This is a genomic window from Halopseudomonas sp. Lyrl_26 (genome assembly GCF_051948695.1).
Classification (GTDB): domain Bacteria; phylum Pseudomonadota; class Gammaproteobacteria; order Pseudomonadales; family Pseudomonadaceae; genus Halopseudomonas; species Halopseudomonas formosensis.
Genome location: NZ_JAYJLH010000001.1, coordinates 262,988 through 284,556, shown reverse-complemented (window position 1 = coordinate 284,556; position 21,569 = coordinate 262,988). Strand labels below are relative to the sequence as shown.

Below are 21,569 nucleotides of genomic sequence, written 5' to 3'. Positions count from 1 at the left end.
GTCAGTTATCCAGGGCTTGGTCTTGTTCATCCGGCTCGGACAGGGCCCAGCCGGTCACCAGAGCAGTGGCGCGCAGGGCGTCCAGCCAGGTACAGCGGTTGGCGCGCAGCATGCCGGCCACATCCAGGGTGCCGCCACGGCTGATATAACCCAGCGCCCGGGTCTTCTGGGGGCCGCTGTCGATCCGCCGCAGGATGCCGAGCATGGGTTCAGGGCGGGTGTGGGTGAGGATCACCCGGGGCATACCCGGCGGGAACAGCGCCTGGAGTCTGGCATCATCCAGCACGAAGCTCGCTTCCAGCTCATCCCGCGGGCTGCGCAGCCGACCCGGCTCGATGATCACGGTGACGCAGGCGGCCCGTCCCTGCTGCGCCAGCGCAGCCTGGGCCCGCAGCGCCTCCTCCAGCTGATAGGCACCGATGGCGATCAGCTGTACATCGGCGCTGGTCGGGTCGCCCACCACATGGGCCGCGCCCTGCTCTACCAGTGCCTCGGCCCCGGCGCCATCCAGATACTGTTTCACCTCGCGCTTGGAGACCACCACACAGGCAAGCTGGCCGCGACCGGCATAGACCGAGCGCATGGCTGCCACCGTGGTGTTGCCACCGACCGGGAACAGTACCCGCACGGTGTCCGACATCTCCCCCAGCAGCGCTTCGCCGATGGTCGGGTCCTGGTGCGATTGCTCGTTCTTGGAGTTCTCCCAGGTATGGGAGGTGACGACCAGGGGTACCGGCAGCCAGCCCGGCCGCTGGCCGAGCTCCTTCTGGCGGCGGACGAAAATCGCCTCCTGGCGCATCAGGCCGAGCATCTTCACCGCAAACGCCTCGTAGCTGACAATCAGGTTCAGACCTGCCTTGTTGGCCAGCGCGGCGGCGGCCACGGCCTCCTCGTTGAGTGCGGTGATAACCGATCCGTGCAGATCCTCCGGAACACCCGGCTCCGGCTCGTTGACCCGGTGCTTGAGCATCGCCAGGGTCTCGCCCATCTTGTTGCTGGCCAGCTCGTCGGGATTGCCGACCCGTACCCGCAACTGCGGGTTGGCCTTGACCAGCTCGACAAACCAGCGATCCAGCGCCGTCATGGCACTGTCCTCCAGCCCCGGGGCCTGCCATTGCGGGGTCGGCAGGACCGGCGCTGCCGGCTCGCGATGGACCAGCGGGTTGCGGCTTTCCAGCGGGCGGTTCTGCCTGTCGTGGTTAGCCAGGGTGGCCACTGCCTGCTGCAGCTCCGGCAGCGGCACGTGCAGGGCCCGAGCGCTGCTGTTGAACAGCTCGCGCGCCACCGCATCCCGGTGCGGATTGCTCACCAGCGGCAGGTTGTGTGCGGCGTTGGTGCCGGCACCGGGGAAGCCGAAACCCTTTTCGGTCTCGGCAATTACATAGGGCAAGGGCGCCGGATAGCGCCGCTGCGGATCGGCGGCAAAGGCCTCAAGCCGGTCCTCAGCCATCAGGATGGCCCAGGCAAAGGCCGCCGGGTCGCGACCATCGATGATCACCGGATCGAAACCATTGTGCCGCTGATCCTCGAGCAGCCATTCGGGGCCACCCTCCTGGATGATCTGGGTACGCTGCTCGATACGGCGTCCGTTGAGGATCATCACCGGGATGGCGATGCCGCAGTCCTCGGCGCGCCACCAGCGCGGGGCCCAGTCCGAACCCCGCTGTTCCTCGAAGGCGCCATCACTGAGGAAGGCCACCAGGCTTTCCCCCGGCAGCGGCATATGAATGTACTGCAGTTCGGCAAAGCCCAGGTAACCACCTTCGGAGATGGCCCCGGCGGTGTTCGGTCCGGCGTGGCTGCCAAGGGGTGCCGAGGGCATGCCGCCGGCATCGGTCTGGTAGGAGTAGAAGTCCTGGCACAGGCGCGCCAGTCCGGCTTCACTCAGTTCATAACGGCCCTGCTGGGCCGGGGACAGGTCACCGGTCAGGGTGTTGATCGCTTCTATCGCGGCGACGCAGTGGCCCTGGCCCATCAGCCAGGCCCGGGTCCGTCCGCTGAGGGCGTTGGCCAGCAGATAGCCGACGAAGGCGGGCACCATGTTCAGGGAACCACCGGTGTGCCCTTCGGGCACCGGCTTGAAATCCTCGGCGGCCAGTGGCTGGCCATCCAGATCCACCCGCCTGGCGTAGGTCATGTGGGCGACCACATTCATCCCGGCGCAGGTCAGCCGGTCAGCGGCGGCGAGCATGGCGTAGAAGCGATCCTCATCCGCTATCCGCCCGTCCGCCACCAGCTGGGCAGCCAGCTCGGCGATGCGCTGGCGGGTCTGCTGGTCATGGTGAATCGGGCCATAGCCGGCCAGCCACTGGCTGCGGGGATCGGTGTCAGTGCTCATGGGTGGTACTCCTTGTAGTCATTGTTTGGTGTTTCCTTTGTTCGCTCGGGAGTATCGCGCCGCTGGGAACGTCGAGCACCAGCTCGATGGGCGGCCTGGTTCAAGCCTCTGTGCTGGCCAGCAGCCTCGCTGGACGAGCTGGTGCTCGTCCCTCAGGGTAACGCCAGACTACGCCATCCGCGTAATCGCCTTGCGGAACCGCAGCAGCGAACCGGCAAACATCACAGCGCCGATCAGGACCAGGGCGAGGAAGGGTTTCCAGACGGTTTCGATACCGGCGCCACGGTAGAGAATGGCCTGACCGAGCTCGACGAAATGGGTGGTGGGGGCTGCCAGCATGATGTTCTGCACCAGCTCGGGCATGCTTTCCCGCGGTGTCGAACCGCCTGAAAGCAACTGCAGCGGAATGATGGTCAGCATCATCAGCATACCGAACTGCGGCATGTTGCGCGCCAGGGTGGCGAGGAAGATGCCCATCGAGGTGGTGGCAAACAGGCACAGCGCAGCGCCGGTAAAGAACAGCGGCAGCGAGCCCTCCACCGGCACCCCGAGGATGCCGCGCACCACCAGGTTCAGCGATACGGCCGCCGCCACCAGCACCACCAGCCCCATCGACCAGATCTTGGCCAGCATGATCTCGGTGGGGGTGACCGGCATCACCAGCAGGTGCTCGATGGTGCCGTGCTCGCGCTCGCGGATCAGCGCTGCGCCGGTCAGTACGATCGACAGCATGGTGATGTAGTTGATCACCTGCATCAGGCTGCCGAACCAGGCCCTCTCCAGGGACGGGTTGAAGCGTGCGCGTACTACCAGGTCCACCGGTGGCTGACTGGCAACCCGTTCACGCTGCAGGAACTCGTTGATCTCGGCCTGGATGATCTGCTGCACTGCGCCGCTGCCGGTAAACGCCTGGCTCATGCGGGTGGCATCGACGTTGAGCTGCAGATCCGGGCTGCGGTTGGCCATCACGTCGCGCTGGAAGCCCTGGGGGATGTACAGGGCGAAGGTGTAGCGCCCGGCGTCCATGCCCTCGTCCATCTGCGCCATGCTGATCATCTGCGGCTCGGTGAAATACGGTGGGTAGAAGGCCGAGATGATCTGCCGCGACAGTGCCGAGTCGTCCTCGTCGACCACCGCGATAGGTGCGCGGTTGAGGGTTTCCGGCATCGCGTTGGCGGCGGTGTATACGGCCACGGTGAACACATAGATGATGAGTACCAGCATCATCGGGTCGCGCCACAGGCTCCACAGTTCCTTGACCCCGAGGCGGTAGATGTTGGCCAGCGTTCGACGGTTCATGTCAGCGCTCCTGCTTCTTCAACAGCATCACCGCCAGGCCCATGATCACCGGCACCGACAGCAGCATGGCCCAGAAGGCGCCACTGAGTTCGGCCAGCCCCAGCGCCTTGCTGAACACGCCGCGGCTGATGGTGACCATGTGCGTGGCCGGATAGATCTGCCCGATCAGTTGCCCGGTTCCTTCCAGCGAGGATACCGGGTCGATCAGCCCGGAGAACTGGGTGGCGGGCACCATGGTGCCGATCATGGCGAAGAACATGGCGGCGATCTGGCTGCGGGTGATCGACGAGGCCAGCAGGCCCATGCCGGTGGCGACGAAGCTGAACACCAGCGCCGCCAGCGCCAAAGCGGCGAAGCTGCCGGTGATCGGCACACCGAACACGGTCACCGCCAGCAGACTCATCAGCAGGAAGTTGACCATCGCCAGCGCCACATAGGGCAGTTGCTTGCCGAGCAGAAACTCGCTGCGGGTGACCGGGGTGACGTAGAAGTTGGTGATCGAGCCGGTTTCCTTTTCCCGCACCACCGCCAGCGCGGTGAGCATGGCCGGGATCATCAGCAACAGCAACGGGATCACCGCTGGCACCATGGCCGGCAGGCTCTGCACGTCCGGGTTGTAGCGGAAGCGGGTCTGGATCTCGGCACCGGTCGGCAGCGCACCGCCGCGCTGGCTGAGCTGGGTCACCAGCCAGTGCTGGTGCATGCCCTGCACATAGCCCTTGAGGGTTTCCGCGCGCTGGGGCATGGCCCCATCGACCCAGGCGCCGATCTCCACCGGTCGCCCGGCCAACGCGTCCCGGGCAAAGCCGTGGGGTATCTCGATGGCCAGCGACACCTCGCCGCTGCGCATGCGCCGGTCCAGTTCCTGATAATCACTGAGCGGCGGCTGTTCGATGAAGTAGCGCGAGCCCGACAGTTGCAGGGCATAGTCGCGGCTGAGGCTGGTGTCGTCCCGATCCAGCACCGCGTAGCGCAGATCCTCCACATCCAGACTGATGCCGAAGCCGATCACGAACATCAGCATGATCGATCCGGCCAGCGCCAGGGTGGCACGGATCGGGTCGCGCTGGAGCTCCAGGGCTTCGCGCCACAGGTAGCTGAGCATGCGTTGCCAACTGAAGCGCTGGCGACGTGGCGCAACGGCCACATCCTGTTCCACCAGCGGCGCGGCGGACAGCTCCCCCTGCGGCTGATCGGTTCCGGCTCCGGCCTCCAGCAGATAGCCCACGAACGCCTCTTCAAGATTGGCCGCCCCGCGCTTCTCCACCAGCTTCGCCGGCTCATCGCTGTCCAACACGATGCCGGCGTGCATCATCGACATGCGGTCGCAGCGCTCGGCCTCGTTCATGAAGTGGGTCGAGAGGAAGATGGTGACGCCGTCCTTGCGAGACAGTTCGATCAGCAGCCGCCAGAAGGCATCCCGGGCCACCGGATCAACCCCCGAAGTAGGCTCATCGAGGATCAGCAACTCGGGTTTGTGCACCATGGCCACCGCCAGCGACAGGCGCTGGCGCATTCCCAGCGGCATGTTCGAGGGCAGACTGTCGACCGCATCGACCAGACCAAAACGCTGGATCATCTCCTCGACACGAGCCGGAATCTGCTCTTCAGGCACGGCAAACAGCCGCGCATGCAGCACCAGGTTCTGGCGCACGGTAAGCTCGCTGTACAGGGAAAATGCCTGGGTCATGTAACCGACCCGGCGGCGGGTCTCGATATCCTTCGGGCTGACTTCACTGCCGAACAGCCAAGCCTGCCCCTCACTCGCCGGCAGCAGGCCGGTAAGCATCTTCATGGTGGTGGTCTTGCCGCAGCCATTGGAGCCGAGAAAACCGAAGATCTCGCCCCGGCGGATGCGGAAACTGACATCCTTGACAGCGACAAAGTCGCCGAAGCGCAGCACCAGATTCTTCGCTTCGATGGCGATATCGTTCTCGTCGACGTCCAGCGGCGGAATGACCACCGGGGCGTGATCGCGCTTGCGCTCTTCCGGCAATAACGCAACGAAGGCCTGCTCCAGCGACTCGCTGGCAGTGCTTTCCAGCAGTTCGGCGGGGCTGCCGGTGGCCAGCACCCGGCCCTGGTCCATGGCCACCAGCCAGTCGAAGCCCTGCGCCTCGTCCATATAGGCGGTGGCGACCAGCACGCTCATGCCCGGCCGCTGGCGGCGGATATCGGCTATCAGCTCCCAGAACTGGGCACGGGCCAGCGGGTCGACCCCGGTGGTGGGTTCATCGAGGATCAGCAGATCGGGATCGTGGATCAGTGCACAGCACAGGCCCAGCTTCTGCTTCATGCCGCCGGACAGCTTGCCAGCCGGGCGCTGCAGGAAGCCGTGCAGGCCAGTGGCGCGGGTCAGGTGGTCGATCCGCCGGCGGCGTTCGGCCTGACCATGCCCGAACAGCCGGGCAAAGAACTGCAGGTTTTCCTCCACCGACAGCGTCGGGTAGAGGTTGCGCCCCAGGCCCTGGGGCATATAGGCGATACGCGGGCATACCTGATTGCGGTGGCCCCGTTCGGCCATGTCACCGCCGAGCACCTGCACACTGCCCTGCTGGATACGCCGGGAGCCGGAGATCAGCGCCAGCAGGCTGGACTTGCCGACTCCGTCCGGGCCGAGCAGGCCGACCATGCAGCCGGCCGGCACCGTCAAATCGATGCCATCCAGTGCCCGCGTCTTGCCATAATCCAGACGCACGCCCTGCAAGCGGGCGACAAAGTCACTCATCGGCCAGCAGCTTCAACAGCTGATCGGATACCGCCAGCTCCGGCGGCCAGGGCGCATCGGCATCCAGCTTCAGCCAGGCCACACCCGGCACCCCGGTTTTGACCTGTTCCAGGTAGCGCTCGAGCAGCGCGGGCGGAATCTGAGCGCGCACCCGGAACATCAGTTTCTGTCGCTCACTGGCCGTCTCGACGGTCTTGGGGGTGAACTGGGCCTGGCTGGCAACGAAGGAGACGCGAGCCGGAATCACGTGATCCGGCACGGTATCCAGCACCAGACGGGCTTCGCTGCCAAGCGCCAGACGGCCGGCCACCACCTCCGGGACGAAAAAGGTCATGTAGACGTCGGCCAGGTCCAGCAGATTCAGCACCCGCCCACCGGCCCCCAGCACCTCGCCCGGCTGGGCCACGCGCACCTGTACCCGGCCGTTGCGCGGCGCCTTGAGTTCACTGTCGGTCAGTTCAACCTGAATGCGGTTGATGGTTGCCTGAGTGGCGGCTACCCGAGACTCGGCCCCGCTCTGCTGCGCCCTGGAGGCCTCGACCGCAGCCTGGGCCGCCAGTACCTGCGCCCTGGCCGCTGCCACTGCGGCCTCAGCACTGCGCGCCCGGGCGCGGTCGTCATCCAGTTGCTGGCGAGATACCGAGCCGTCCCGGGCCAGCACCTCGGTACGCGCGCTGCGCCGGGAGGCGGCCTGGTGTTCGGCTTCACGCTGTGCCACCAGCGCCTGAGCCGCCGCCACGTCGCTTTCCCGAAGACTGATCTGCGCCCTGGCTGCGGCCACTGCCTGAATGGCTTCCTGGTGGGCAGCCTGGGCCTCCTCCAGCTGGGCCTGCAGGCTGTCTATCTGCATCCGCGCCAGCACCTGCCCGGCCTGCACGAAGTCGCCCTCGCGCACAAGAATCTCCTCGACCCGACCCGCCAGCTTGGTGGCGATGTCTATCTCGGTGGCCTCGATGCGGCCGTTGCCGCTGATAAAGCCCTCCCCCGGGTCCTGATGCACATAGTGGGACCAGGCATACCAGCCCAGCAGCGCCAGAATGGCAATGATCAGAAGAGCCAGCATGCGTTTACCGGAGAGCACAGAAGAAGCCATGGAAAATCCTCGGTGGTTGCCTGTCAGCCAACTCTAAGCCAAACCCCGGCCCGGCTGAATGCCCTGGGTCAACTCGCTGCACGATAGCGGCAGAAAATACCAGCCGCGCTACTCAGGCTGGCGCGCCACCCTGGTACCGGCACGGCCCTGAAGAATATCCAGCGCATCTTCCAGCCGCCCGATCGCACTGAAACCACCCTGCTCGGCAAAGTCAGCGGCAGCGGCCACCTTCGGGCCCATGGATCCCGCGGGCAGATCCATGGCCCTGGCCTGCTCCACCGTCAACCGGCGGATGGGGGCGGCCTGGTCTGTACCGAAGTTCCGGTAGATGGCATCCACATCGGTCAGCAGCAAGAGAGCATCGGCATTGAGCTGTCGGGCCAGCAGCGCGCTGGCGGCGTCCTTGTCGATGACCGCCTCGACCCCCAGGCTGCTGCCATCGTCCCGGCGGATGATGGGAATGCCGCCGCCACCAGCGCAGATCACCACCACCCCCTGCTCCAGCAGCAATCGGATGACGCGGATATCGGGGATGTCCAGCGGTGTCGGTGAGGGCACCACACGCCGCCACTTGTCGCCATCCCGGGCGATATGCCAGCCTAGCGCATCAGCCCGGGCCTGCGCTTCGTCCCGCTCATACACCGGGCCGATGAACTTGGTGGGGTTGGCAAAGGCGGGGTCGTGCTGATCGACCACCACCTGGGTCAGCAGGGTCGCCACAGCCGGCTCATGGCCCAGCGCGTTCTCCAGTTCCTGCTCGATGACATAGCCGATCATGCCTTCGGTTTCGGCCCCCAGCATGTCCAGCGGGTAGGGCTCGTCCGGCTTGTAGGCCGCCGTGCGCAGGGCCAGCAGGCCGACCTGGGGGCCGTTGCCATGGGTGATCACCAACTGATGACCGGCGCGGATGATCGCCGCCAGCCCCTCGGCGGCAATCTGCACGTTGGCGCGCTGGGTGCGCGCAGTCAGGGGTTCGCCCCGTTTCAACAGGGCGTTACCGCCCAGGGCTGCAACAACCAGCATGGTCAACCTCCCAGGGTGGCCACCAGTACCGCCTTGATGGTGTGCATGCGGTTTTCCGCCTGGTCGAAAACGATCGAGGCGGGGCTTTCGAATACCTCATCGGTAACCTCCATGGCAGCGATGCCGAACTTCTGCTCGATCTCCTTGCCAATAACCGTCTCGGTATTGTGGAATGCCGGCAGACAGTGCATGAAGCGTACGTAAGGATTGCCCGTTCTGGCCATGAGTGCGGCGTTGACCTGATACGGCAGCAGCAGCTTGATCCGCTCGGCCCATTTTTCCTCTGGCTCGCCCATGGACACCCAGACGTCGGTATAAACGAAATCCACCCCCGCTACCGCGCTGTCAATGTCGTCGGTAATCATGATTCGCGCGCCGGTGGTGCTGGCAATCTGCTCGGCCTGTTGGCGGATATCGGCAGACGGCCAGCAACTCTGTGGCGCACACAAACGCACATCCATGCCCATCTTGGCGCCGCCGATCAGCAGGCTGTCGCCCATGTTGTTGGCCGCATCGCCAATGAACACATAGGCGATGTCCCGCAGTGGCTTTTCCGCATGCTCCTGCATGGTCAGGAAGTCGGCAAGCACCTGGGTGGGATGAAATTCATCGGTCAACCCGTTGTACACCGGTACCCCGGCATACCGGGCCAGTTCTTCGACCACGGACTGTCCGTAGCCGCGGTATTCTATGGCGTCGTACACACGACCGAGCACGCGGGCGGTATCCTTGACCGACTCCTTGTGCCCCAGGTGGGTGCCGCTCGGCCCCAGGTAGGTGACATGGGCGCCCTGATCATAAGCCGCCACCTCGAAGCCGACCCGGGTACGTGTGGAGTCCTTCTCGAAAATCAGGGCGATCTCCTTGCCGAGCAGTTGCGGCACTTCGGTACCGGCATACCTGGCGGCCTTGAGGTCGGCGGCCAGTTTCAGCAGAAAGCCGATCTCAGCCGGGGTGAAGTCCTTCAGGGTGAGGAAGCTGCGGTTCTTCAGATTGAAAGCCATGGATCAGCACCTGTCAGGTCAGAGGGCATCGCGGATGGTCGGGCAGCTCATGCAGCGCCCGCCGCCGCGGCCCCGGCCAAGCTCGGCACCAGGAACCTGCAGCACCTGGATCCCGGCGGCCTCCAGCGCGGCGTTGGTGTCGTCATTGCGGTCGTAGCCGATGACCACCCCGGGGCTGAGCGCCAGCACGTTGTTGCCGTCGTTCCATTGCTCGCGTTCACGCTCGGCGGGGGTGTCCCCACCGGTGGGCACCACCACCAGCGATTCGCAACCCAGCATATCGGCGACCACATCGAACATCGGCCGCGGATCACGGCTGAAGGAAATATGCTTGCCGCCCTTGCCGGGACGGATGTCATAGCAGAGGATCTGGTCGGTCACTTCACGGAAGGCGGTGACCACATTGCCGCCACAGAAGGTGAACACCGTATCCAGGTGCATGGACGCGCGACTGCTGGGCATCTGGCAGGCCACAACCCGGTTGACTGTACCCCGCTCGAACAGGGCGTTGGCCAGTTGGCCGATCGCCTGCGGCGAGGTGCGCTCGCCCATGCCGATGAGCACGCTGCCGTTGCCGACCGGCATGATGTCGCCGCCCTCCAGCGTCGCCAGTCCGTAGTCCCTGAGCGGGTCGCCCCACACTGTTTCCACCTTGCCGGCGAATTTGGGATGGAAGCGGTAGATCGCTGCCATCAGCAGGGTCTCCGGCTGGCGTGCGGCCCAGTACATCGGGTTCAGCGACACGGCGTCATGGATCCAGGCACTGGTATCGCGGGTGAACAGGAAGTTGGGCAGCGGCGGCAGGATGAAGCCAAAGGGCCCCAGGTGGTTGCCGAACAGGCCACTGGGGTTGAACGGCAGGTCGCTGACCTGCAGGCCGCCGATCAGGAACTCCGCCAGCCGCTCGCCCGGCAGCGCGTCCATCCAGGCTCGCAGGTCGGACACCATGCCCACACCCACATGGTTCCAGGTGATGCGGTTATCCAGAATCCAGGCCCGCGCCTCGTCGATATCCAGCGTCTGCGCCAGCAGCTCGTTGACATCCAGAACCTCCACCCCGCGCGAGCGCATCAGGGATACGAACACATCGTGGTCCTTCTGCGCCTGCTTGACCCAGAACACGTCGTCGAACAGCAAGGCATTGCAGTTGCTGGGTGTCAGTCGGCGATGGGCCAGTCCGGGCCTGCAAACAATAACCTGCCGAAGAATACCGGTTTCAGAATGAACGCCCAGTTTATAGTCAGTCATGCAAAACTCCTCGTTGGCCAGCAGTTACAGAAAGGTACCAATGCTGATCACCAGCGTAATGAACAGGGTAAGAGTCAGCAGCAACGGCCAGATGAAAACCAGCCAGCGGTCATAGGAAACACGCGCGATAGCCAGGCCACCAATCACCACCGCAAAGGTCGGGTTGATGAGGTTGACCAGTCCGTTGGCTGATTGAAAGGCGGTAACTACCAGATCCCGGTTTACGTTGGCGAAGTCCGCCAGCGGCGCAAGGATGGGCATCGACAGTACGGCAAGCCCGGAGGAAGACGGCACGAAGAAGCTCATGCCTACCTCAATCCAGAACATCAGGTTAATAAAGGCAAGTTCCGATAACCCGCCCAGACTGTTTTCAGCGCTGTGCAATATGGTGTCGGCGATCATGCCTTGTTCCATGATCACCACAATCCCGCGAGCCAGGCCGACCACCAGCGCGACGCCAAGCAGATCCCGGGCCCCATCGACAAAGCTGCCAGTCAGCCGCTTTTCCCCCAGACGTCCAACCAGTCCGATGACAATGGCTGCACCAAGGAACAGCGCCCCCATATTGGCCATCCACCAATCCTGGGATGATACGCCCCAGATCATGACCACGAAGGTCAGGGCAAAGATGACCAGCACTATCTTCTGGGTCATGGTCAGGCGCACCGCTTCCAGGTCGTCATGACCGCTGAGAAACAGCTGACGATGGGCTTCGAGCTGCCTGGCCACCGCCGAACGGGACGGGTCAGCCTTGACCCGCGCGGCATAGCGCATGACATAGGCAATGCAGATGGCGAGCCCGCCGATCAGCAGCACCATGCGCAGCATCATGCCGTCGGTAAAGGGGATGTTCGCTGCGTTGGAGGCAATGACGGTGGCGAAGGGGTTGATGGTGGAACCCAGCACACCTATGCCGGAACCGATCAGGATGATGGCGACCCCGGTGACCGCATCATAACCGGCGGCGATGATGATCGGGATGAGGATGATGTAGAAGGCCAGGGTTTCCTCGGCCATGCCGTAGGTGGTACCGCCTATTGCAAACAGTACCATGAGGATGGGGATCATCCATATCTCCCGGCCCTTGAGACGCTGCATGACGCTCTTGACGCCGGTGTCTATGGCGCCGGTGGCGTTGACCACCCCGAGAAAACCACCGAGAAAGAGCACGAACAGGGCCACATCGATGGCGTTGGCGGCATAGCTGTCGGGGTCGTAGAAACCGGCGGTGGGTGCCAGCATGACGTCGACAAAGCCCTGGGGGCTGGGTTCGACCAGCTGGTAGGTACCGGGGATCGCCACCTCGCGCTCGATCTCCTCGTTCATCACCCGCTCGTACTGGCCGGCGGGAATGACCCAAGTCAGCGCCGCGACAACGGCGATCAGCAGAAACAGGACGGTGTAGGCTGTCGGAAATCGGCTTGCCAGCACATCTTCCGTATCCTGTTGTTTTACTTGTCCTTCATTCATTGTCATTTCTCCTTGCCCTTGGGCCTCACCGAAGACTGCCTGCAACTGCAAAGCCGGGATATATCGGTCAGCCAGCGCGACCTGGCTGGGAGTTCTTTATCCCAAGCATAGACCTGGCTGGCGGGAACACCATGACATGGGTCAATAAAAGCGGAGTCCTGCGCAGGCCCCGATGGGACTGGCCTCGGGAAGAATCCGGCCCGGATGGGCAGCGACGCCGCGCCCCGGAACGTCGAGCAGCAGCTTGATGGGGGGATGGGCGTAGCGCAGGCGCGCTACGCCACTGTGAGCTGCCCGCTCTTTCCAAAGCGCCGCAGGCGCAGGGCGTTGCCGAGCACGAAGACACTGGACAGGGCCATGGCGCCGGCGGCGAACATGGGGGACAGCAGTAGACCGAAGGCGGGATAGAGCACTCCGGCGGCTACGGGGATGAGTGCCGTGTTGTAGGCAAAGGCCCAGAACAGGTTCTGGCGGATATTGCCTATGGTGGCCCGGGACAGGGCAATGGCGGTGGGTACGCCGCGCAGGTCACCGGACATCAGCACCACATCCGCCGCCTCCATGGCCACATCGGTGCCTGTGCCTATCGCCAGCCCCACATCTGCCTCGGCCAGTGCCGGGGCGTCGTTGATGCCATCGCCGACAAAGGCCAGCCGGCCGTGCGCGGCCTTGAGCCGACGCACCGCTTCGACCTTGCCCTCGGGCAGCACCTCGGCTATCACCTCATCGATGCCCAGCCGATCGGCGATGACGCGGGCAGTGATCTGGTTGTCGCCGGTGATCATCGCCACCTTGAGCCCGAGCCTGTGCAACGCGTCGATGGCCTCCGGGGTGCCGGCCTTGATCGGGTCAGCCACGGCGAGGATGGCCGCCAGATGCCCGTCCACTGCCGCATACAGCGGCGACTTGCCCTCGCGGCCCAGGCGCTCTGCGGTATCGGCAAACAGCGCCACATCCAGCCCCAGCTCACGCATGTAACGGTCAGCGCCAACCTGCACCTGCCGCCCCTGCGCACGGGCACGCACGCCCATGCCGGTCACCGATTCGAAATCCGTCAATTCCGGCAGGCTGAGCCCCTCCTCCACGGCGGCCTCGACTATCGCCCGGGCAATGGGGTGTTCCGAGCGCGATTCCACCGCCGCGACCAGCGCCAATACTGCCGCCCGGTCAAATCCCTCGGCCAGCTCCAGATCGGTGAGCACCGGATGCCCCTCGGTCAGGGTACCGGTCTTGTCCACCGCCACCACACAGGCCTCCCTGAGCAGTTGCAGCGCCTCACCCTTGCGGAACAGCACGCCCAGCTCGGCGCCCCGCCCGGTGCCGACCATGATCGAGGTCGGCGTGGCCAAGCCCATGGCGCAGGGGCAGGCGATGATCAGCACCGCCACCGCATTGACCAGCGCAAAGGTCAGCGCCGGCTGCGGACCGACCAGCAGCCAGACCAGAAAGGTCAGCAGGGCCGCCCCCATCACCGCTGGCACGAACCACATGGTGACCCTGTCGACCACCGCCTGGATCGGCAGCTTGGAGCCCTGGGCCTGCTCTACCAGACGGATGATCTGCGCCAGCACCGTCTGCCCACCCACGGCAGTGGCGCGCAGGATGAAGGCCCCGGTCTGGTTCACGGTGCCGCCGACCACCGCGCTGCCCTGGAGCTTTTCCACCGGTACCGGTTCTCCGGTGATCATCGACTCGTCCACATAGCTGCGGCCATCAAGCAGCTCACCGTCCACCGGGATACGTTCCCCCGGTCTGACCTCGAGCAGATCGCCGGTCTGCACCTCGGCCACCGGCACATCGACCAGCTGCCCATCCCGCTGCACATGGGCCACCCTGGGCTGCAGCCCGACCAGCCGCTGGATCGCCTCGGAGGTACGCCCCCGTGCGCGGGCCTCCAGATAGCGGCCCAGCAGGATCAGGGTGATGATGACCGCCGCCGCTTCGTAATAGACGTTGACCGTCCCGGAGGGCAGCAGCGCCGGCAGGAAGGTCGCCACCAGCGAGTAGCCATAGGCCGCCGCCGTGCCCACCGCCACCAGCGAGTTCATGTCCGGAGCCAGGCGCAGCAGCGCCGGTACGCCCTGCTGGTAGAAGCGCCGTCCGGGCAGGATCAGCACCAGACTGGTCAGCACGAACTGCAGATACCAGCTGTTCTGCATGCCGATGGTGCGGCCCACCAGGTGATGCATGCCGGGAATCAGGTGCGAGCCCATTTCAATGACAAACACCGGCAGGGTCAGTACCACGGCAGTGAGCAGGTCCCGCCACAGGGCCCGGCGCTCGCCTTCCCTGCGTGCGGAATCGACTTCAGCGCTCGCCTCACCCAGCAGCCGACCGGGATAGCCGGCCCGGCTGAGCGCGTCCAGCAGCGCCTGTTCGCTGGCCACCCCCTGAACGCTGGCCCGCTCGGTGGCCAGATTCACCGCCACCCCGGTCACCCCGGGCACCGCCCTGAGCACCCGCTCGACCCGGCCGACGCAAGAGGCACAGCTCATGTTTCGTACTGCCAGCTCGGTTGTGGCAGCCGGTACCCGGTAGCCGGCCTTCTCCACCGCCTGCACCAGTGCGGAGGCATCCAGCCGCGCGGCGGCGCGGATGTCCGCCCGCTCGGTCGCCAGATTGACCGCCACCGACTCGACACCTTCGACCCCGGCCAGCGCCTTCTCCACCCGGCGCACGCAGGAGGCGCAGGTCATGCCTTCGATCGGCAGGCTGAGGCTGGCGGATTGCATGCTGCTGGCGGAAAGAGTCATCGGACACCCTGTTGTGGAACTGACGATGGGGAAAGAGTAGACCTTGCCATGATGTCAGGGTCAATTGAAGTGCGGCTTTCGGACGCGTCGAGTATCAGCTCGATGTGAGTGTTGGTGTGGCACAGGGGTGCTGCACCCCGTGGACGAGCTGGTGTTCGTCTTTCCCGAGCATCTCCGGGGGCGACCCGCTCCCTCCCGGGGCTGGTTGTCGCTATCCCATGGTCCTACACTGGTCGGAAATCATTTTCCCGGAGCTGCCATGAAAACCCTGCCCGAGCATCTGCGTTTTACCACCGGCCATTGCCGCTTCGGCGGGTTGCTGCTGGCGGTCTCCGATGATGGGGTAGCGGCCATTCTGCTGGGGGATGAGGACGCCGCCATGGTCGCAGACCTGCAGCAGCGTTTTCCAAGCGCAACGCTGAAGCAGGACAGTAAAGGTCTGGAACAGGACATGCAGGCCCTGCTGGCCTATGTGGACCACCCGCTGGGCCGGCTGCAACTGCAACGCCCGCTGGCGGCCCGCGGCAGTGAATTCCAGAAGAGGGTCTGGGCGGAGCTGTCACGCATCCCGGCCGGTCAGACCATTACCTATACCGAGCTGGCCAGACGGGTCGGCAACCCCGCCGCAGTACGCGCCGTGGCCGGCGCCTGCGCGGCCAACCCGCTGGCCATGGTCGTACCCTGCCACCGGGTGCTGCGCAGCGATGGAGGCATTTCGGGCTATCGCTGGGGTGTGGACAGAAAACTCCGGCTGATCGAGCTGGAGCGGGAGCTGGCGGCGGGAAGCGGGGCCTAGCGCCGCTGCACTGCGCCCCCCTCATCGAGCTGGTACTCGACGTTCCCGGGAAAGACGTTGCCGCCGGAGCGCCCTGGGACGGACGAGCACCAGCTCGTCCACATCCAGCGCCCATCCGTCAGAAGCACTCGTCCGGCATTTCCAGGGTGGTGCGATCTCCCTGCTCCAGCACCTCGGCCAGAGCCAGTGGCTTGGACAGCTCGTAGCGCATGAAGTACTCGCAGGCCCTGAGCTTGCCCTCGTAGAAGGCTTTGGGCTGGACACCATTGCCCTGCAGCCCGCGCAGTGCGGCCTGGGCCTGGCGCAGCCACATCCAACCGACCACCACATGGCCGAAGCACTCCATGTACAGACAGGCATTGGCCAGTCCCCGCTCCACATCCTGCTTGCGGATCGCCTGCAACGCCTCAGTCACCCGCTCCAGGGTCGTCAGCGCCTCGCCCAGCAGCTGGCCGGAAACCTGCAGTTCGCTTACCCCTTCGCACGCGGCGATGGTGCTGCGGATGCGCTTGACCAGTGCCTGGTAGAAACGCCCGTCCTGCATGGGAACCTTGCGGCCCAGCAGGTCCTGGCCCTGGATGCCGTGGGTGCCTTCGTGGATCGGGTTCAGCCGGTTGTCGCGGTAGAACTGCTCCACCGGGTACTCCCGGGTATAGCCGTAACCGCCATGCACCTGGATGGCCAGGCTGTTGGCCTCGACACAGAACTGCGACGGCCAGGATTTGACGATGGGGATCAGCAGATCCAGCAGGCCGGAAGCCTCCTCGCGCACCAGCGGGTCCTCGGCATGCTTCTTCTCATCGGACAGGGTCGCCGCGTACAGGCACAGGGACAGGCCGCCTTCGACGAAGGCCTTCTGCGCCAGCAGCATTCGACGGATGTCGGCGTGCTGGACCAGCGGAATCATCGGGCTCTGCGGGTCGCGCTCCTTCAGCGGACGGCCCTGACGGCGCTCCCGGGCGTACTCCAGTGCATGCAGGTAGCCGGTGTAGCCGAGCATCACCGAGCCCAGGCCCACGCCGATACGGGCCTCGTTCATCATGTGGAACATCTGCGCCAGGCCCTGGTGCGGCTCACCCACCAGATAGCCGACCGCCCCACCCTTCTCACCGAAGTTGAGCATGGTCGAGGTGGTGCCACGGTAACCCATCTTGTGGATCAGGCCGGCGAGGGTCACGTCGTTGCGCTCACCCAGGCTGCCATCCTCGTTGACCAGGTACTTGGGCACGATGAACAGGGAGATACCCTTCACGCCGGGCGGTGCGTCCGGCAGCTTGGCCAATACCAGGTGCACTATGTTCTCGCTCAGCTCGTGGTCGCCGGCGGAGATGAAGATCTTGTTGCCGCTGATGCGGTAGCTGCCATCCTCGGCGGGCACCGCGCGGGTCTTGATATCGGCCAGTGAGGAGCCGGCCTGGGGCTCGGTCAGGCACATGGTGCCAAAGAAGCGACCCTCCATCATCGGCTCGGCAAAGCGGCGCTTATATTCCTCGCTGCCGTGGGCCATGATCAGGTTGCAGGCGGCGATGGTCAGCCCGGCGTAGGCCTGGGTGCTGACGTTGGCGCCCTTGATCAGACCGATGCAGGTCTGGGCGATGACCGAGGGCAACTGCATGCCGCCGCGCTCGTAATCCTGGGCGGCAGCCATCAGGCCGGTATCGCGCAGTACCGCCAGCGCCTCGGATACCTCCGGGCGGATCACCACCTTGCCGTTCTCGAAGCGCGGCTCGTCGCCGTCGCACAGGTGGTTGTGCGGTGCGAAGGTTTCCGCACCGACTTTCAGTGCCAGTTCGATGGCCGCATCAAAGGTGTCGCGGCTGTGATCGGCATAGCGGGAATATCGGGTAAAACGCTCGACATCCAGCAGCTCGTACAACAGAAAGGCCAGATCGTTGGTGTTGATGATCTTCTGCATGGCAATTTCCCTGGGAAGGCAGCTTCAGGCTGCAAGACAATCGGAGGCAAGCCAGAAAACACAAACCCCGAGCGCGGCCCGGGGTTTGCTTGCTGCTTGCCGCTTAAGGCTTGTGGGTGCCTCAGACGATCTCGAACAGACCGGCAGCGCCCTGGCCACCGCCGATGCACATGGTGACAACCACGTACTTGACGCCACGGCGCTTGCCTTCGATCAGCGCATGGCCGGTCAGGCGGGAGCCGGTGACACCGTAGGGGTGACCGATAGCGATGGAGCCACCGTTGACGTTCAGGTTTTCCATCGGGATGCCCAGACGGTCGCGGCAGTAGACAACCTGGGAAGCGAAGGCTTCGTTCAGTTCCCACAGACCGATGTCGTCCATGGTCAGGCCGTTGCGCTCAAGCAGACGCGGAATGGCGAAGACCGGACCGATACCCATTTCATCGGGCTCGCAGCCGGCGACGGCGAAGCCACGGAAGATACCCATGGGCTCGATGTTCAGCTGCTCGGCGACCTTGCTGTTCATCACGGTGCAGACGGAGGCGCCGTCGGACAGCTGGCTGGCGTTACCGGCGGTGACGAAGTGCTCCGGACCACGCACCGGCTGCAGAGCGGCCAGGCCTTCCAGGGTGGTGCTCGGACGGTTGCACTCGTCACGGGTCAGGGTGACTTCCTGACTGGTGATTTCGCCGGTTTCCTTGTTCTGCACCTTCATGGTAGTGGTGAAGGGTACGATCTCGTCGTCGAACTTGCCGGACTCCTGACCTGCAGCCACGCGCTGCTGGCTGATCAGGGAGTACTCGTCCTGGGACTCGCGGCTGACGTTGTAGCGGGCAGCGACAATGTCGGCAGTCTCGATCATGGACAGGTACAGCTCGGGCTTGTTCTTCATGATCCATTCGTTGGTGCCGCGGAACATGTTGATCTTGTCGTTCTGGCACAGGCTGATGGATTCCACGCCACCGGCAACGATGGCCGGGATCTTCTCGCTGACCACACGCTGGGCAGCAATGGCGATGGACTGCAGGCCGGAACTGCAAAAGCGGTTCAGGGACATGCCGGCGGTGGTTACCGGCAGGCCGCCACGGATGGCTGCCAGACGGGCCATGTTCTTGCCCTGAGCACCTTCGTGGAAGGTGGCACCGAGGATCACGTCCTCGACCAGCGCCGGGTCAATGCCTGCGCGCTTGACCGCTTCCTGGATCACGAAACCGGCCATGTCGACACTGTGGGTGTCGTTCAGTGCGCCGCGGTAGGATTTGCCCAGGCCGGTACGGGCCGTGGAAACGATTACTGCATCAGTCATGGTTCAGCTCCTGTTTTTCAAGCCTGGCACCCTGCTTCGGGTGCCGAGAGTAAAGGGTGAATGCATCAGGCGTTCTGTTCCTGCCGGGCACCCCAGGCAGCGAGGGTTTCCCGCGCCTCACGGTAGGGCTTGATGCCCAGCCACAGCAACACTACTGCACCTATGGTGATGACACTGGCCACCCAGAAGATCGAATAACGTACCGCCATGTCGTCCTGGAACACGTAGTCGGTCACCAGGGCCACCGCCGTCGGACCGATGCCCAGGCCGATCAGGGTGATGACGAACAGGTAGATAGCCGAGGCCTGGCCCCGCATCGAGTTCGGCATGACCTCCTGGATGGCCGCCGGGGCGACACCGAAGGGCATGGCGACGGTAAATACATTGAAGAACATGATCACCCACAGCAGGGTCATGTTATCCACCAGGAAGACCACATTGCACATCAGCGTGAGCACCGCCGACAACAGGCCTACCCGCATGTTGGCATCCTGATGGCCCTTGCGTGCCAGATAGTCCGACAGGCGGCCGCCGAACACGATGCCCAGCGAGCCGGCCACCATCACCAGGCTGCCGTAGTAGATACCCACCTCACCGGCTGTCAGACCGTGGGTGCGGATGAAGAAGGTCGGAATCCATGCCGATGCGCCATAGGAAGCAAAGGACAGGCAGGCAAAGCCGAAGTTGTGGCAGATCACCGCCTTGCGGATCTTCAGCAGATAGGCGCCCACATCCTTGAGCGGCACGGCCACGCCGGCGCCCACGCCCTTGCGGGTCGGCTCCCTGATGGCCAGCAGCACCAGGCTGAACAGCGCGCCGACCACACCCAGCACCAGGAAGATCAGCTGCCAGGGACGGATGACACCCAGTACCGGCAGGGTCACGTCACCCTTGGCATTGGCCCAGGTAATGACGATGCCGCCAAGCAGGAAAGCCATGCCGGCGCCCAGATAGATACCCATGGAGTACACGCTGATGGCGGTAGCGCGCTTCTCCGGCGGGAAACTGTCGGCCATCAGCGAATAGGCGGCCGGCGACAGGGCAGCTTCCCCGGCGCCGACACCGATACGGAACAGCACGAAGTGCCAGTAGGTCTTGGCCAGGCCGCAGGCGGCGGTCATCAGACTCCAGAAGAAGATACCCCAGGCGATCAGCCCACGACGGCTGCGCGAGTCGGCCACCCGGCCCAGCGGAATCCCGGCTACGGTATAGAAAATAGCGAACGACAGGCCCATCAACAGGCTCATCTGGGTGTCGGAAATGCCCAGATCGGCACGGATCGGGCCGACCAGCAGATTCAGGATCTGCCGGTCGATGAAGGACAGCACATAAGCCAGCAGCAGAATGACCACGGTAAACCAGGCACGCCCCGTGGTGGGGTAATTATTGTTGTTCAGCACTCGTGTACTCCGCTCGCAAGAGGACTCACCCGAAGACTATCAGGTTCGCACAGCGAAAGTCGATTTCGAAAACCACTCATCAACAAACAGGATGCGGAATTATCAGTTGGAGCTATGACGGTTTCAAATCGTTAAGGAATCAGCGTCCGCGGCGGCGGTGAAAGACAGATGCAACAGAAGGGAAGACCCGCCGGGGAGGAGACAGGCGCGCGGAAGAAAAGCAGCGGCAGGCATCCGGGGCGTCACCGCCCCGGGGCGCGTATCAGCGTTTGATGAACAGCAGCGTCATCCGGTCGCTTTCGCCTATCGCCAGATATTGGGCACGATTCTCGTCGCCCAGCCGCAGGGTCGGCGGCAGGGTCCAGACACCTTCGGGGTGGTCGGTGGTATCTCTGGGGTTCTGGTTCACCGGACTGCGCCCGACCAGCTCGAAGCCGGCCTGTTCAGCCAGCTGCACCACCAGCTCTTCGGTGACGTAACCGGTCTTGGTCATGGTCTCCAGATCGGTGCCGATGCGCGCCCGGTGCTCCACCAGCCCGAGCAGCCCGCCGGGCTTGAGGGCCGCATACATCTTGGCAAACACCACAGCTGCCTGCTCCTCACCCTCGGCCAGCCAGTTGTGCACGTTGCGGAAGGTCAGCACCCGATCAGCGGATTCGGGCGGCGCCATGGCTACATCCGGCTCATAGTTGAGTACCGTTACCTCGACCTTGTCATAGACATCCGGCTTGCCTGCCAGCTTTTCCTCGAAGCTGGCACGGGACTGCCGGAAGTAACCGACCGGGCTCTGCGGATCGAAATGCGCCGCAATATACCTCCCCTGCTCGCGCAGCAGCGGGGCGAGAATCTCCGTATACCAGCCCGCGCCCGGCCAGACTTCCACCACCGTATGCTGCGGTTCCACCGCAAAGAAACTCAGGGTCTGTTCGGGATTGCGACCGGCATCGCGCATCAGGTTGCTGATCGTACGATGGGGATTGCCTACCGCCTGGCGGATCTGCTCCTGCTGCTCGGGCTGCAGTCGCGGCGCGGCCTGGTAGTCCTGGGCGGCAGCCAGACCGGCGGTCAGTACCAGCGCGACTGCAGTGAGGGTCTTGAACATCATCTACTCCATGGGTCAGTGAATTTCGGCGGGGTCGGCACCGGCCCGATCAAATTTGCTTATGCACCTCCATTCCAACTGCAGGACATGCTTT

Annotated in this window: 14 protein-coding genes; 1 reads left to right on the top strand and 13 read right to left on the bottom strand. The window is 64.4% G+C overall.

The genetic code is table 11. From position 1 onward, the window contains the following. Position 1: 1 nt before the first annotated feature. The 9 genes from VF673_RS01425 to VF673_RS01385 all read right to left on the bottom strand — a co-directional run bounded on the left by VF673_RS01425 (position 2) and on the right by VF673_RS01385 (position 14,956). On the bottom strand, positions 2–2,338 hold the full coding sequence (locus VF673_RS01425; protein ID WP_440290624.1) for a xylulose 5-phosphate 3-epimerase: 2,337 nt from the start codon (positions 2,336–2,338) through the stop codon (positions 2–4). Between the two features lie 168 nt (positions 2,339–2,506). Next, a complete protein-coding gene (locus tag VF673_RS01420) occupies positions 2,507–3,637 on the bottom strand; it encodes an ABC transporter permease (RefSeq protein ID WP_440290623.1) in 1,131 nt (376 codons plus the stop codon). A 1-nt stretch (position 3,638) separates the two neighbouring features. Then, positions 3,639–6,365, bottom strand: a complete 2,727-nt coding sequence (gene rbbA / locus VF673_RS01415; RefSeq protein WP_440290622.1) for a ribosome-associated ATPase/putative transporter RbbA — start codon at positions 6,363–6,365, stop codon at positions 3,639–3,641. After that, entirely contained in the window at positions 6,358–7,458 is a 1,101-nt protein-coding gene (locus VF673_RS01410; protein ID WP_440290621.1) for an HlyD family secretion protein, read from the bottom strand. Before VF673_RS01410 ends, rbbA begins: the two co-directional genes overlap by 8 nt. Positions 7,459–7,566: 108 nt before the next feature. After that, a complete protein-coding gene (gene arcC, locus VF673_RS01405) occupies positions 7,567–8,481 on the bottom strand; it encodes a carbamate kinase (protein ID WP_090538444.1) in 915 nt (304 codons plus the stop codon). Between the two features lie 2 nt (positions 8,482–8,483). Continuing rightward, the gene (gene argF / locus VF673_RS01400; protein WP_440290620.1) at positions 8,484–9,485 is read right to left on the bottom strand and encodes an ornithine carbamoyltransferase; all 1,002 of its coding nucleotides are present in this window, start codon (positions 9,483–9,485) and stop codon (positions 8,484–8,486) included. An 18-nt stretch (positions 9,486–9,503) separates the two neighbouring features. Then, entirely contained in the window at positions 9,504–10,733 is a 1,230-nt protein-coding gene (locus tag VF673_RS01395; RefSeq protein ID WP_440290619.1) for an arginine deiminase, read from the bottom strand. 24 nt (positions 10,734–10,757) lie between these two features. Next, on the bottom strand, positions 10,758–12,203 hold the full coding sequence (locus VF673_RS01390; protein ID WP_440290618.1) for a YfcC family protein: 1,446 nt from the start codon (positions 12,201–12,203) through the stop codon (positions 10,758–10,760). A gap of 275 nt (positions 12,204–12,478) precedes the next feature. Continuing rightward, positions 12,479–14,956 carry a heavy metal translocating P-type ATPase gene (locus tag VF673_RS01385; protein WP_440290617.1) on the bottom strand — a complete coding sequence of 826 codons (2,478 nt, stop codon included), beginning with the start codon at positions 14,954–14,956 and terminating at the stop codon, positions 12,479–12,481. A gap of 259 nt (positions 14,957–15,215) precedes the next feature. On the opposite strand from VF673_RS01385, the gene VF673_RS01380 reads away from it, so the two are divergent. Beyond that, entirely contained in the window at positions 15,216–15,752 is a 537-nt protein-coding gene (locus VF673_RS01380) for a methylated-DNA--[protein]-cysteine S-methyltransferase (RefSeq protein WP_440290616.1), read from the top strand. A gap of 118 nt (positions 15,753–15,870) precedes the next feature. Here VF673_RS01380 and VF673_RS01375 read toward each other — a convergent pair whose 3' ends face one another. From VF673_RS01375 to VF673_RS01360, 4 genes are all read right to left on the bottom strand, one after another. Then, complete coding sequence (locus VF673_RS01375) at positions 15,871–17,667, bottom strand: acyl-CoA dehydrogenase (RefSeq protein WP_440290615.1); 1,797 nt, start codon at positions 17,665–17,667, stop codon at positions 15,871–15,873. Positions 17,668–17,788: 121 nt separating this feature from the next. Further along, a complete protein-coding gene (locus tag VF673_RS01370) occupies positions 17,789–18,973 on the bottom strand; it encodes an acetyl-CoA C-acyltransferase (protein WP_090537760.1) in 1,185 nt (394 codons plus the stop codon). 65 nt (positions 18,974–19,038) lie between these two features. Next, positions 19,039–20,373, bottom strand: a complete 1,335-nt coding sequence (locus tag VF673_RS01365; protein ID WP_407920433.1) for a spinster family MFS transporter — start codon at positions 20,371–20,373, stop codon at positions 19,039–19,041. A 262-nt stretch (positions 20,374–20,635) separates the two neighbouring features. Beyond that, complete coding sequence (locus VF673_RS01360) at positions 20,636–21,475, bottom strand: class I SAM-dependent methyltransferase (protein WP_440290614.1); 840 nt, start codon at positions 21,473–21,475, stop codon at positions 20,636–20,638. Between the last annotated feature and the right edge of the window lie 94 nt (positions 21,476–21,569).